Origin of the sequence: Pseudoduganella sp. R-43, from assembly GCF_049913255.1 — a bacterium.
Classification (GTDB): Bacteria; Pseudomonadota; Gammaproteobacteria; order Burkholderiales; family Burkholderiaceae_D; genus Rugamonas.
In genome coordinates this window covers 5,162,520-5,176,429 of the sequence record NZ_CP183988.1, presented here as the reverse complement: position 1 = coordinate 5,176,429, position 13,910 = coordinate 5,162,520, and the positions used below count along the sequence as shown (strand labels likewise).

General features: G+C 60.5%; 11 protein-coding genes and 1 tRNA gene. 7 read left to right on the top strand and 5 right to left on the bottom strand.

The features are described 5' to 3' along the window. Position 1: 1 nt before the first annotated feature. Entirely contained in the window at positions 2 to 2,734 is a 2,733-nt protein-coding gene (locus ACN9M3_RS23540) for a type VI secretion system Vgr family protein (protein ID WP_426318781.1), read from the bottom strand. Positions 2,735 to 2,901: 167 nt separating this feature from the next. On the opposite strand from ACN9M3_RS23540, the gene ACN9M3_RS23535 reads away from it, so the two are divergent. Genes ACN9M3_RS23535 through ACN9M3_RS23525 form a run of 3 tightly spaced genes read left to right on the top strand, consistent with a single transcriptional unit; the run spans position 2,902 to position 8,638 of the window. Then, a complete protein-coding gene (locus tag ACN9M3_RS23535) occupies positions 2,902 to 4,104 on the top strand; it encodes an efflux RND transporter periplasmic adaptor subunit (RefSeq protein WP_426323841.1) in 1,203 nt (400 codons plus the stop codon). A 15-nt stretch (positions 4,105 to 4,119) separates the two neighbouring features. Continuing rightward, positions 4,120 to 7,251 carry an efflux RND transporter permease subunit gene (locus tag ACN9M3_RS23530; RefSeq protein ID WP_426163264.1) on the top strand — a complete coding sequence of 1,044 codons (3,132 nt, stop codon included), beginning with the start codon at positions 4,120 to 4,122 and terminating at the stop codon, positions 7,249 to 7,251. Between the two features lies 1 nt (position 7,252). Further along, positions 7,253 to 8,638, top strand: a complete 1,386-nt coding sequence (locus ACN9M3_RS23525; protein ID WP_426163262.1) for an efflux transporter outer membrane subunit — start codon at positions 7,253 to 7,255, stop codon at positions 8,636 to 8,638. A 7-nt stretch (positions 8,639 to 8,645) separates the two neighbouring features. On the opposite strand, the gene ACN9M3_RS23520 is transcribed toward ACN9M3_RS23525, so the two are convergent. After that, the gene (locus ACN9M3_RS23520) at positions 8,646 to 9,143 is read right to left on the bottom strand and encodes a GNAT family N-acetyltransferase (RefSeq protein WP_426163260.1); all 498 of its coding nucleotides are present in this window, start codon (positions 9,141 to 9,143) and stop codon (positions 8,646 to 8,648) included. A gap of 93 nt (positions 9,144 to 9,236) precedes the next feature. Between ACN9M3_RS23520 and ACN9M3_RS23515 the strand changes: the two genes are divergently transcribed. After that, complete coding sequence (locus tag ACN9M3_RS23515; protein ID WP_426318780.1) at positions 9,237 to 9,842, top strand: TetR/AcrR family transcriptional regulator; 606 nt, start codon at positions 9,237 to 9,239, stop codon at positions 9,840 to 9,842. A gap of 11 nt (positions 9,843 to 9,853) precedes the next feature. Then, positions 9,854 to 10,561 (top strand): fumarylacetoacetate hydrolase family protein, encoded by a 708-nt coding sequence (locus ACN9M3_RS23510; protein WP_426318779.1) that lies wholly within the window; start codon positions 9,854 to 9,856, stop codon positions 10,559 to 10,561. A 63-nt stretch (positions 10,562 to 10,624) separates the two neighbouring features. Here the strand turns inward: ACN9M3_RS23510 and ACN9M3_RS23505 are convergent, their stop codons facing one another. Continuing rightward, positions 10,625 to 11,461: an SIR2 family NAD-dependent protein deacylase gene (locus tag ACN9M3_RS23505; RefSeq protein ID WP_426318778.1), complete on the bottom strand. Its 837-nt coding sequence runs from the start codon at positions 11,459 to 11,461 to the stop codon at positions 10,625 to 10,627. 64 nt (positions 11,462 to 11,525) lie between these two features. Between ACN9M3_RS23505 and ACN9M3_RS23500 the strand changes: the two genes are divergently transcribed. Further along, positions 11,526 to 11,602 (top strand) — tRNA-Pro (locus ACN9M3_RS23500). Between the two features lie 243 nt (positions 11,603 to 11,845). Further along, the gene (locus tag ACN9M3_RS23495) at positions 11,846 to 12,307 is read left to right on the top strand and encodes a RidA family protein (RefSeq protein ID WP_426163252.1); all 462 of its coding nucleotides are present in this window, start codon (positions 11,846 to 11,848) and stop codon (positions 12,305 to 12,307) included. 23 nt (positions 12,308 to 12,330) lie between these two features. Here ACN9M3_RS23495 and ACN9M3_RS23490 read toward each other — a convergent pair whose 3' ends face one another. Further along, positions 12,331 to 12,555, bottom strand: coding sequence for a hypothetical protein (locus ACN9M3_RS23490; protein WP_426163250.1), 225 nt, complete (start codon positions 12,553 to 12,555; stop codon positions 12,331 to 12,333). After that, positions 12,552 to 13,898, bottom strand: a complete 1,347-nt coding sequence (locus tag ACN9M3_RS23485; protein WP_426163247.1) for a PAAR domain-containing protein — start codon at positions 13,896 to 13,898, stop codon at positions 12,552 to 12,554. The genes ACN9M3_RS23490 and ACN9M3_RS23485 overlap by 4 nt, the downstream gene beginning before the upstream one ends. Positions 13,899 to 13,910: the final 12 nt, after the last annotated feature.

Genomic DNA, 13,910 nt, shown 5'->3' with positions numbered 1-13,910 from the left:
CCTAGTCGAGAAGTTCGATCGAGTATTTCGCGAACGCGGTCTTCGTGGAGAACCGTTCCGTTAACCCACTAGCGTCAGTCCTTCCTTCAATTACCTTGCCGTCTTCGAGCTCGATTCGGTACCGCCTTTCCGCGAGTGGGCGGGCAGATCGGAGGTCGGTAATCACAACTTGCTGGTCGTGCTCGGACTCGGCAGAGGGGACCTGCATGCTCTCGGGACTTCCATCGCCGCCGTTGAGGTGTTCGAATTTCGAGGACTTGATCGTATGCGCGCCGGTACTTTGCTGGATAATCTTCCCGCCATCGCAATCGATCTGGGTTCCCTGAGCGACCATCTTGATCTTCGGAGAGTGCAATTCAATTCCATCATTTGCGACCAGCTTGATGGCCTTGGAAGATGCGATCACGATGCTGCCATCGTGCGATTCGATTTTTATGTCGCCGCTTGCTGCGATCAGCTTCATTCCGAGTTTGCATGCCAGCACATTGATCCCCTTGGCGGCCCTGGCAAAGAGGCTTCCACCAGCACCAATGTTGGTGTTTCCGACGCTGTTGGCAAACAGGTCGGTTTGAGCAGCGAGTGCTATTGCTTCCGAGCTGCCGGCGATGATTCCCTCTGCACCGGATATCGCCACCAGCGGCGCGCCTCCGTTCGCTTTCCAACTCTCCAGCTTGTCGGTTAAGGCATTGAGCGAGGCGTTATCGCCGTGATCTTCAGAATGTGCGTCAGCAACTAATGTAAGGTGAGACGAAACGTTCTTGGCAAGGATGGCTATTCCTTGAAGACGCTCTCTGTCCAGGAGTTCTTTTTTGGGACCAGTGAAGCAATTGGCGGCAATCAAAACCCCCGCTTCGCCCCGGATGGAAATAGCCTGTTCGCTCCTTAGTTCAGCGCCTTCGCCACGCGGGTCACCAGACCCGCCAGCCCTGTCGGACGTAAGGAAGCCCAGATTCAATTGGCTGCCGCCATGGTCGCTTGCCAGTTGCGCGCTGATTTCATTTGCGGTGTCATCGAAACGAAGCTGGCTCCCTCTGCTTCCGAAAATCTCGCGGCTGCGGATGCCAGACATGTATCGATTTGTCGGCAGGCCGTCTGCGCGACTCATGGCGGGCGGCAGCCCCCGTTGATTGAACAGCTGCCCAACTATGACCGGCTTATCCGGATCAGCGCCAATGAAAGCGACCAGTACTTCGGTGCCAACCCTGGGAAGCCCTAGATAGCCGCATTGGAGTTGAGAACCTGGCCCGTTGCCAGCCCAACTGCTGGCGACGCGTACCCAGGCGGAGTCCATATCGGTCTCCGCAGCACCTGCACCTTGTGCATGCTGATGATCAGCAGTTCTCGTTGTGCGGAACCGTACCTTTACCCGGCCCAGTTCATCGCAATGTACCTCTTCGCCGTCTCGCCCGACGACAACGGCGCTCTGAATTGGTATGTTGGGGAGTTCAGTACGCGCGTCGTACGACGGAACGATAGGGATGCCGCGCCGGACTGCGTCGAAACTGACCCTGATGTGAGTGTTGGACTGTTCGTCGCCAGGGTCTTGGCAATTTACGCGTTGCATCCACTGGTTGCGAGAAAGCAGGCGTTGCATCCGCTCTGTCAACCCTTGCGACAGGTTGTTCGAAATTGCGAGATGTAAGGACGTAATCACAAATTCGCAGTCAGGACCGGAGTGCGCATCTATCTCAGGATGCCCTTCCAAGGAAAAGTATTCGCCCGCGCAAAGGTCGCGGACGCTGCCTGCACCGCGGAAGCATTTGGATTCATAATCGTGGCGGTCGATTGCCAACTGGCCTAGCTGGCAGAGGTCGTCGTAGTCGCTACCCGCATGCGGTGACAGCACCTGATAGTCGTCCAGCGTAGCGGACAATTCGTACGCTGTCTCCCCATGCTTCATGTTGCTGTCGGCTGTGGCCGTCTGATAATCCGCATTACCAGGCTGCTTATAGTCCCAACTGTAGCGCGTGACTTTGGATGGTTGCAGGGTGCGGCTTGCGCACCAAGACGTGATCGTGTCGCGATCTTCGGTTGCGGCATCGCGGTGATAGCGAACGACGCCGGCGCTATTCGGCTGGAGGCCGTTAGAGTCATTGAATAACACCATCGTATGGGACGGATGGTTTCCTTGGTCCGGACGGAAGAACCATGCCACACCGCGCCGCTTGAGCATGCGCCGTATGAACGCGGCATCCGACTCGTTGTATTGCATGGTGAATTCACGCTGCGGGTAATTGGCATTCGCGAGAATTTCGTCCAGTTCATACCTGAAGCAGGTGCCTATGATTGGATTGGTATGGATCCATTCGTCGAGAATGTGCTGCACGATTTCCACTTCGTTCTTGTTGCGGAACACGCGGGTGTTGGTGCGTTTTTCCATGATGGATAACGCATCGCGCAGCACAATCTGATAGCTGGCCAGTCCGCCGTCGCTGTCTCCGGCGCGCGCTTCCGTGACGATGCCGCAAATGCTGCGCAAGTCTCCACGATCGGTGACGATGTCTACCGCCACGGGTAGAGCGATCAGTTCTTTCAACGGGATATAGGCATCGAGGGAGACGCAGAAGATGCGGAATTCAAGGCCCCCGCAAATAGACTCGCTGCCGTCTATGCATTGCGGCAGCAGGACATCTTCCAGCATCTGCGTGCTGTGGGCCAGGCGTAGGCGAAGGGGGCGATCGTCTGAAAGCAGGTCTTTGTCTTGCCGGAAGAAGCTGAGCAGGGCGTTGTCCACTTTTTTGCTCCCATGGCTTGGTCAATGCGGTAGCTCATGTTTGCACGCGTAAAAGATGTCGACATTGATCTTCGGCAAAGTGCTAATTACTGACCCGCTGGTCAATTTTTTGATTTGTGTTAGAATGATCGTTCATTCTAAGTCTTTCGGGAAAAAAGATGAAAAACATGCAAAAGAATTTCATGCTGCTGGGTGCTGCTGCCGCAGTAGCCGCAATGGTCGCCGGCTGCGGCGGCAAACAGGCCGGTCCAGCCCAAGGGGGCGCCCAGCAGGCGCCGGAAGTCGCGGTCTTCACCGTGGCCCCGCAAGCGCTGGCCATGAGCACCGAGCTGCCGGGCCGCACCGCTGCCTACCAAGTCGCTGAGGTGCGTCCACAGGTGGGTGGCCTGATCCAGAAGCGCCTGTTCACTGAAGGCGCCGACGTCAAGGCCGGCGTCCAGCTTTACCAGATCGATGCCGCAACCTATGAAGCTGCCTTCAATTCCGCCAAGGCCAACCTGGCCAAGGCCAAAGCCAACCTGGCTGCCGCCACGCCGAAAGTCGCCCGCTATAAGGAGCTGGTGGCAATCGAAGGCGTGAGCCGCCAGGATTACGACGATGCCGTCGCCGCCCACGAACAGGCCAAGGCCGAAGTGGAGGCGGCACAAGCCGCCGTCGATTCGGCCCGCATCAACGTGGATTACACCAAGGTGGCATCGCCGATCTCCGGCCGCATCAGCCGATCCAATGTGACGCCGGGGGCGCTGGTAACTGCCGGCCAGGCCACTGCGCTGACCACCGTGCAGCAATTGGACCCGATCTATGTTGACGTGACTCAGTCCAGTGAGGAACTGCTGCGCCTGAAGCGCGAAATGGAAAGCGGCTCGCTCAAGAAAGGCGACGGCCAGGCGGCGGTGACGCTGCTGCTTGCAGATGGCAGCAAGTACGCGCTGCCGGGCAAGCTGCAGTTTTCCGACGTCAGTGTTGATCCGGGCACCGGCAACGTGACCCTGCGCGCATTGTTCCCTAATCCGAAGCATGACCTGCTGCCTGGCATGTTCGTGCGTGCCGTGCTGGAAACGGGCGTCAGCGAGCAAGCCATCGCCGTGCCGCTAATGGGCGTGACCCGCAACCCGAAAGGCGAAGCTACGGCCTTGGTACTGAACAAGGAAGGCAAGGTTGAACAGCGCGTGCTGCAAACCGGCGGCACCATCGGCGATAAATGGCTGGTGAAATCCGGCCTGGTTGCCGGCGATCGCGTCATCGTCGAAGGCCTGCAGAAAGTGAAGCCTGGTGGCGAGGCGCATGCGACGAGCGCCGTGGTGGCAAAGAACACCTCCGGTACCGCCACGACTGCGGCTGCCGACAAGCCTGCTGTCGCGGTGCGCTAAGCGGAGGTTTTCATCATGTCTCGTTTCTTTATCGACCGGCCCATTTTCGCCTGGGTGCTCGCCATCGTTGTGATGCTGGCGGGTGTGATGGCGATCAAGGGCCTGCCCATTGCGCAGTATCCAAGCATTGCGCCGCCATCGATCTCGATCACCGGTTCCTATCCGGGCGCATCGGCCAAGACGGTCGAAGATGCCGTGACCCAGGTCATCGAACAGAAGATGAAGGGTATCGACGGCTTGCGCTACATGTCGTCGAACAGCGATTCGACCGGCGGCATCAATATCACGCTGACCTTCAACAGCGGCACCAACCCGGACATCGCCCAGGTGCAGGTACAGAACAAGCTGCAGCTGGCTACGCCGCTGCTGCCTAGCGCTGTTACCCAGCAAGGCCTGGTGGTGTCGAAAGCAACCCGCAACTTCATGATGGTGCTCGGCTTCATTTCCGAAGACGGCAAAATGAAGAATTCCGATCTGGGCGACTACGTGGCTGCCAACGTGATCGATCCCCTGAGCCGAGTGCAGGGCGTGGGCGATGTGACACTGTTCGGCTCCCAGTACGCGATGCGCATCTGGCTGGACCCGCAAAAGCTGCAGGGCTTCCAGCTCACGCCTGCTGACGTGAGCGCGGCCATTCAGGCGCAAAACGCGGAAGTGTCCGCCGGTGAACTGGGCGGCGCGCCAGCCGTGCCGGACCAGCAGTTGAACGCCACGGTGACGGCCCAGAGCCGTTTGCAAACGCCGGAACAATTCGGCGCCATCCTGTTAAAGACCACGGCCAGCGGCGCCACCGTGCACCTGCGCGACGTGGCTCGCATTGAGCTGGGCAACGAAAACTACAACACCGTGGCGCGCTACAACGGCGCACCTGCGGTGGGCGTGGCGATCAAGCTGGCGACCGGCGCCAACGCGCTGGACACCGCCGATCTGGTGAAGAAGAAGATCGAAGTAATGGGCAAGCAGTTCCCGCAAGGGATGAAGGCCGTGGTGGCATTCGACACCACGCCTTTCGTCAAGCTGTCCATCGAAGAAGTGGTCAAGACCTTGGTGGAAGCGGTGATCCTGGTGTTCATCGTGATGTACCTGTTCCTGCAGAATTTCCGCGCCACCCTGATTCCTACGCTGGCCGTTCCGGTCGTGCTGCTGGGTACCTTCGCCGTGCTGTTCTCGCTGGGGTATTCGATCAACACGCTGACCATGTTCGCCATGGTGCTGGCCATCGGCCTGCTGGTGGACGACGCGATCGTGGTGGTGGAGAACGTCGAGCGCGTGATGACGGAGGAGGGCCTGTCGCCTAAAGAGGCGACCAGGAAATCGATGGGCCAGATCTCCGGCGCGCTGGTAGGTATTGCCATGGTGCTGTCCGCCGTGTTCGTGCCGATGGCCTTCTTCGGCGGTTCGACCGGCGTAATTTATCGCCAGTTCTCGGTGACCATCGTTTCCGCGATGGTGCTTTCGGTGCTGGTGGCCATGGTGTTCACGCCTGCGCTGTGCGCGACCTTCTTGAAACCTGGCGCACACGTGTCGGAAAAGGGCTTCTTCGGCTGGTTCAACCGCAGTTTCGACCGCAGCAGCACCAAGTACCAGGGCTGGGTCGGCAAGATGATCAACCGCAGCGGTCGTTCGCTGGTGGTGTATGGTGCGTTGCTGGCCGTGCTGGCGGTATCGTTCATGCGCTTGCCGACTTCCTTCCTGCCGGAAGAAGACCAGGGCATCCTGTTCTCGATGGTGCAGCTGCCAACCGGCGCCACCCAGCAACGCACCCTGAAAGTGCTGGAAAAGCTGGAGCACCATTTCATGGAGGATGAAAAGGCCTCCGTGGCATCCGTGTTCACCGTGGCAGGCTTCTCGTTTGCCGGTAACGGCCAGAACGCCGGCCTGGCCTTCGTGCGGCTGAAAGACTGGTCCGAGCGCAAGAGCCCGGACCTGAGCGTAAAAGCTGTGGCTGGCCGTGCCATGGGCGCCTTCTCGCAAATCCGCGAAGCCATGGTGTTTGCCTTTGCTCCGCCAGCCGTGATGGAACTGGGTAATGCCAGCGGCTTCGACCTGCAACTGCAGGACCAAGGGGGCCTTGGACACGAAGCATTGATGGCTGCGCGTAACCAGCTGCTCGGCATGGCCGCCAAGAACCCGCTGCTGATGGCGGTGCGTCCGAACGGCCAGGAAGATACGCCGCAATTCAAGCTCGATATCGACCAGCAGAAAGCTACCGCGCTGGGCCTGACCGTGGCCGACGTGAACAAGGTGCTGAGCGTAGGCTGGGGTTCGTCGTACGTGAACGACTTCGTCGACCGTGGCCGCGTCAAGCGCGTCTACCTGCAAGGCTCGCCGGAATCGCGCATGGCGCCGGAAGACCTGAACAAGTGGTTTGTGCGCAATGCGCAAGGCGAGATGGTGCCGTTCTCCGCCTTCGCCACCGGCCGCTGGATTTACGCTTCGCCGCGACTGGAACGTTATAACGGCGTCTCGTCGATGAACGTGCAGGGCATGCCGGCGCCAGGCGTCAGCTCCGGCGTGGCGATGGCTGAAATGGAAAAGCTGGTGGCGCAGCTGCCGGCCGGTATCGGCTTCGAGTGGACCGGCCTGTCGGTCGAAGAACGCGATTCCGGCTCGCAGACCACGGTGCTGTACACCATCTCCGTGCTGATCGTATTCCTGTGCCTGGCCGCGCTGTATGAAAGCTGGTCGGTGCCGTTCTCGGTGCTGCTGGTGGTGCCGCTGGGCGTGATCGGTACCGTGCTGGCGACCTGGGGCTTCCACCTGTCGAACGACGTGTACTTCCAGGTCGGCTTGCTGACCGTGGTCGGCCTGTCGGCGAAGAACGCGATCCTGATCGTGGAATTTGCCAAGGAACTGCAGGAAAAGGGCATCGAACTGCGTGAAGCCACGCTGCAGGCAGTCAAGCTGCGCCTGCGTCCGATCCTGATGACGTCCATCGCCTTCGGCCTTGGCGTGCTGCCGCTGGCCATTTCGAGCGGCGCCGGTTCCGGCAGCCAGAACGCGATCGGTGTGGGCGTGCTGGGCGGCATGCTGACGGCTACTTTCCTCGGCATCTTCTTCGTGCCGGTGTTCTTCGTGGTGGTGCGCGCATGGGTAAGCCGCAAGGCTTCCGCCGCACCGGCCACCCTCGCTTTGGAGGCGAACTGATATGAACAAGACCATTCTGACCCTCGCAGCGGCAGCCCTGCTGGCCGGCTGCAGCCTGGCGCCGACTTACCAACGCCCGGACTCGCCGGTAGCTGCGGCCTGGCCGCAGGGCGAGGCCTACAAGCCTGCAAAGACAGCGGCCGATGCCAAGCCAGCCAGCGAAATCGCCTGGCAGGACTTCATCGGCGACCAGCAACTGCGCGAAGTCGTTGAGCTGGCGCTGAAGAACAACCGCGACCTGCGCGTGTCGGCGCTGAACATCGAGAAGGCGAGGGCGCAGTACGGCATCGACCGTTCCGCTCAACTGCCCAAGGTGAATGCGCAGGTAGGCCAGAGCGCCTCCCGTGCGCCGGGCGGCGACATCAACCGCCAATACACCGGCGGCCTGGCAATTCCAGCCTACGAGCTGGACCTGTTCGGCAAGCTGCGCAACACGTCGGAAGCTGGCCTGCAGGCCTACCTCGGCACGCAGGAAGCACAGCGCGCCCAGCGCCTTAGCCTGGTGGCCGAAGTGGCCACCACCTGGCTTGGCCTGGCTGCCGACAAGGAGCGCCTGCTGCTGGCGCAGGACACGCTGAAAAGCCAGCAGATTACTTATGAGCTGAGCAAACGCCGTTTCGAATCCGGCGCCACTTCGGGTCTCGACATGTACGAAGCACAAACCAGTGTCGAAGCCGCGCGCAACGACATGGCCCTGTATACCGCCCAGGTAGCGGCCGGCGAGAACGCGCTGGCCCTGCTGGTCGGTACCCAAGTGCCGGCAAGCCTGCTTCCGCAAGCTTTGCCGACGTCGGTGACCACGCTGGCCGAACTACCTGAAGGCGTGCCGTCCTCCGTGCTGCTGCAACGTCCGGACGTGCTGGAAGCGGAAGCCTCGCTGAAGGCAGCCAACGCCAATATCGGCGTGGCGCGTGCAGCCTTCTTCCCGAGCATTACGCTGACCGGGACGGCAGGCAGCGCAAGCAGCAGCCTGGGTAATTTGTTCAAGGCGGGTACCGGAGCCTGGACCTTCCTGCCGCAACTGACGCTGCCACTCTTTGACAGCGGCGCTAACAAGGCAAGGTTGGATATCGCCAAGGCGGACAACGGCATCGCCGTGGCGCGCTATGAAAAGGCCATCCAGTCGGCCTTCCGTGAAGTAGCCGACGCGCTGGCTCAGCGCGGCACGCTGGACGAGCGGGTGGAATCGCAGGCAGCGCTGACCGAAGCGGCAAGCCGCAGCTACAGCATCCATGAAGCGCGCTACCAGAAAGGAGCGGAGTCTTACCTGAATGCCCTGGTGTCGCAGCGTGCCTTGTACGCCGCGCAGCAAAGCCTGATCAGCGTGCGCCTGGCCAAAGCAACCAACCAGGTCACCCTGTACAAGGTGCTTGGAGGCTGGGCCTGATCAGCGCCTAGTCGATCCCGGCTGGCGGCATCCACTCCATGATGTTGTAGTTGCCGTCCGCCGCCAGTATGTCGAAACCGCAGCGCAGCAGCAGGCGCTGCGCCGGGCTGCCAAGCACCAGGTTGAGCCGCACCGGCAGGCGCAGGCGCTCGCCCTGGGCCTGCAGGCTGCGCAGCAGGCCAAGCCCGATGCCGCGGTTGCGGTATTCGGGTAGCAGGCAAATATCAAGGATGCGCAATTCGTCCGGGCCGTAATCGACGTACAGGCGCCCGATCGGGCGTTCGCGATCCATGATCAAGGCCAGGTCGGCATTGGGGTATTGGGTTTCGTACCAGGTTTGCTGCGCCTTGAACTGCAAGCCTTGCAGCAGGGTTTCGGTGGCAAGGTCACAGGCTCCCATCCGAACTTCGGCGCTGCGCGTGCTGGAATAAAGCTGCTGCATGAAGGCCAGGTCGCCCGCTTCGGCGGGCCGCATCTCAATCGAGCGAGAGGTACGGGAAGGCATATCACTCTTTCCTTTAAGAATGAAGTAACTGCCTTTCCATCATAGCACGTTGTAATTTGACAAAGTTCATTCCCTTGGCCATTGTTACGCCTTATGACTGAAAAACGCCACATTGACCCAGAGCGCGCCGCCAACCGCCGCCGCCAGGTACTGGACGCCGCCGCCACCTGTTTCCGCCGCAGCGGATTCCACGGCGCGAGCATGTCCGAGATTTCCAAAGCGGCCGGCATGAGCGCCGGCCATATCTACAACTATTTCGCCAGCAAGGACGCCATCATTGCCGCCTTCGTTGAAGAAAACGAAACGCGGGTGCTTGGCATCATCAGCGACATCGGCAGCCAGCCCGACCCGCTGCAAGCGATCATTGACGACGTCGACCAGAGCATTCGCGACAACCTCGACCCCGACTACTGGGCGCTGCCGCTGGAAATCGCCGCCGAAAGTGCGCGCAACCCTGCCATCGCCGCCTTGAGCCAGGGCGCCGACCGCCGCATGTGCGAACGCTTCCTCGCGATGCTCAAAGCCGGCCGCGCGAAGCATGGCCTGGCTGCCGATGACGCCACCGTCGAAGGCCGCATGCAGGCCGTGATCTGCCTGTACCAAGGCTTGCAGCTACGCGTGCTGAATTATCCCGAGCTGCCGGTCCCCGAGCTGGTCGCATCGTTCCGCGTCGCCTTGCGCGCGCTCCTTTTCACCTGAGGATTCAAGCAATGGCCAATTACGTATTCCCGCCGCACCAGGTTGCGGCGCTTCATATCGCCGGTTCCGACGAGCGCTTCCCGGTACGCCGCGTCTACTGCGTGGGCCGCAATTACGCCGGCCACGCGCGCGAAATGGGCTCAGACCCGGACCGCGAACCGCCGTTCTTCTTCTGCAAACCCGGTGATGCTGCGGCCGTGGTGCCTGTGGCGCCGGGCACGGTAGTCGAATTGCCATACCCTCCGCAAACCAGCAATTACCACTACGAGTGCGAACTGGTGGTGGCCATCGGCGCCGGCGGCAGCGATATCTCCGTAGTCGACGCGCCAAAGCACATTTTCGGCTACGCCGTCGGCCTGGACATGACGCGCCGCGACCTGCAAGGAAAAATGAAGGATGCCGGCCGTCCGTGGGAGATAGGCAAGGCCTTCGACTATTCCGCGCCAGTGGGCGAATTGCGCCGCGCAGCCGAAGCAGCGGGTGTCGAAAGCGCCGCCATCGCACTGGCGCTGGACGGCACGGTCAAGCAGTCCAGCAGCACCGGCCACATGATCTGGTCGGTAGCTGAAACCATCGCCAACCTCTCCACGCTATTCCGCCTCGAACCCGGCGACCTGATTTTCACCGGCACCCCGGAAGGCGTCGGCGCCGTCACGCGCGGCCAATCGCTGACAGGCAGCATCGAAGGCCTCTCCAGCCTGTCAGTAAAGTTCATCTAAGCCGAGAAACCTGAGCAGTCGGGATCAGACCCTCGCCGGATGGCCGTCCCGTCTGACCCCGGTTTACCGGTTTTGAATTTCGCGGCCAATCGCCCGCAACCCCTCCAACGCCCCCGCCGCGATCCCCACATCCGCCGCGCCACCAACCGCAAACTCGCGCGGATTGATCCGCACCAAACGCCCGCCACGCTGCACCACGCCATGGCCAAAATGCCGCACCGAAGGAATCGCCGTTCCCGCCCCCAGCTCAATGACCAGCGGCCGAAGCACCTTCTCCAGCCACGCCTCCAGCCGCGCCGCCTGCATCCCGCTACGGTGCTCGACCCAGCCCCAATCCCCAAACATCAAGATGTTCGGCCGCGCCAGCCCGCCGCAATCCGGGCAGCGGGGCGCCTCATTGCGCAGGCGGCAAGCATCGGCATCCACATCCGGCGCGAAACCGTCCGCCGGCCAGATCTTGCCGCAGCAAGGCTCCAGGCACTGCAGGTGATGGATCGAGCCGTGACATTCATAAATGGCCCGCGGATCAAAGCCCGCCTTCTGGAACTGGCCATCAACATTGCTGGTGAAGACAAAGCTGCCGTGGTCCATCGCATCACCCCAAGCCTTGAGCAGCGCGAACCCTTCATGCGGCACCGTCTCACGATAAAGCTTCAGGCGATGGCCGTAAAAGCCCCAGGCCAAAGCCGGGTCGTCACGGAAAGTGCTCGGCGACGCCACGCTGGTGAATTCCATCCGCGCCCGTCCCAGGGCAGGGTAGGCCTTCCAGAATCCCTCATTGCCACGAAAATCCGGCAAACCCGAGTCCACGCCAATGCCGGCACCGGCAGCTATGACCAGCCCATCGGCTTGATCAATGAGTTCGGCCGCACGCGCAGCCAGCTGTGATTCGATCGTCATTCGTATAGTTTGAGGTAACTTTGACAAAACCACAAATTGCTCTGATATAATCTGTGGCTCGAGTCGGGGCGTAGCGCAGCCTGGTAGCGTACCTGCATGGGGTGCAGGGGGTCGGAAGTTCGAATCTTCTCGCCCCGACCAATAGAATCAAGGATTTAGGCCAACCACTATGGTTGGCCTTTTTCATATCCGCGATGTCCTACGGCCCTTCAACTTTGGCCTCGCCCCCTTTTTGGCATCGTAGCTGACTCTCACGCGCTAGCGGAGCGCGACATCCCGTAACTCTTTTTAGGGATGCGGAAACAGGTTCGTTTTGTGAAAATTGGCCCGTTTGCTCGTGCAAATAACCTCCGGGCATTCGAAACCGAAACGAACCATGGGAGCATGATGAGTAAAACCCTCAAGAAAACATTCGCCAATCACGGCGTTGCCTGGGAAGGCATCTACGGCTACAGCCAGGCCGTCAAAGTAAAGGACGTGATATATGTGTCCGGCCAACTCGGTCATGACAGCCAGGGCGTTCTGGTTGCACCCGCAACGCTTGATTCCAGCGGAAGGCCGACCGATTTCTCCGGTATGGAGCAACAGATGCGGCAGACCTACTTGAACGCAATCGCCCTGTTGGCTGAATTCGGCGCTACGCTGGACAATGTTGTTGAAGAGACGCTCTATGTTCTGGATGTAGATGCTGCGTTCGCAGTGGCGGGAAAGGTGCGGAAAGAGATGTATGGCATCGATCTTCCGCAATGCGCGAGCAATCTCATTGGCGTCAGCCGCCTTGCGTTTCCACCGCAACTAATTGAGATAACTTTCCGTGCCGTTCTGCCAGATGGCGCCGACGAGTAAGCAACGCAGTTCAATCGGTCGCGTCACGGTCCGTATTTGGCGATGCGTACGCCCATTTCTCGTAGCCGCAGCAGGACCGCTTGCGCCAGCTCCTCGTCATTGATCGGCAAGTCGAACTCGCGGCCTTCTTCGTTCACGTAGCACAGCATCTCGGAATAGGGCGTCACCTCGATGTAGTAGCTATCGAGCGTCTGGCCGCGACCAAAGAGAAATTCCGTTACTCGCTCATTCAATTCCATTTCATTCATCGCTTGTTTCCAACTTTAGGAACAGGGTCTTTATAGAAGCCCGGATAGTACACCGTATTGTCCGCATCGCCCGGCCCCCAGAATATCCTGGTCGGGACGGGGCGGGCATCGGGATTGACCTGGAGCTCTTTAAAATAGCGGCCGTTGATCATGTCCATGTCCGCCGGCGACGGCCACTTTTGCGTGCTGATCTCGTTAGGGTGCACGTGGCCGATCAAACGTCCATTCTTTGGCACCGGGCTGCTCCACGCATCGCCGCTATAGAGGGTCTTCACAAGTTTGCCGTTTATGCGTTCGCTCACCAGCGCAAATTCAACTTTGCGGCCGCCCAGCGTACCGAGTTCGTACACGTCGCCAAAACGAATGGTTTTATCCGTGACGATTACTCCGTGTTCGCCAGGCAGGTGGCCGGTCGCCTTCAATTCTGCCATGGTGGTGTGGGTGCCGAGACCTTCGCTCTTGGGGAACTTGCCGCCGCTGGTCTTGCCGCCCGCCTGGTTAAGAAGTTCGGAGCTCGGCGGCGCTTTTGGCGAAGTAAATTTGCCACCAGCCCAGGTAGCGCCTTTGGCACCGAAGATTCCACCCAACACGCTGCCGGCCAGCATCGACCACTTTTGACCGTCCGAGCCTTCGCCGAAGATTTTCCCGCCCAGCCAACCGCCGCCAAAACCGCCGGCAAGTCCGCCAACCAGGCCGCCAGCTGCCAGCAATGGCCCGCCCAATACCACCGCAGCCCCCGCGCCAACGACGAACAGCCCGACGTGCACCCAGGTCGGTACCAGGTCTTCTGCATGCATTTCGTCGGTCTGCACCGTCTCGCCGCCGATATTGACGTTCTTCGAACCCTCGGTGATTTCGGCACTGCAGCTGGTTTTGTCGGACTCCCGCGCGGCGGGCATGCCGTTGATGAAAACCGTTCCGCTGCCGGTGGCAATGACTTCGTTATCGGTGTGTTTTTCGCACTTGGCGTAGTCAAGGTGGGCGCGGGCGGCTGGTCGCCGGTTGGTGAAAACATTGGCGGAGCCTGCGCGCATGATTTTGCCGACCACTTCTTTGGGCGCCCAGCTCATTGTGCTCATCATCTCGCCCACGCCAGCGCCTGCGGCGGCCATTCCGCCCACAACGGCGGCAGCAGCTAAACCGCCGGTGCCGACGATGGCGACTGCTGCCACGGCAATTGCAGCACCTGCCAGCAAGCCTGTCAGCAGCCAGCTCATTGTGGGACTGTGCCCAATGGGATCGTACAAACGAGCGGCTTGTGCCATATCCAACGTAAGCTGTGAAAAGCCGGCAACATTATCAAAAAAATATTGCGAGTGCCGCACAGTTGGGATGAGGCTCAAATATGGTACGGA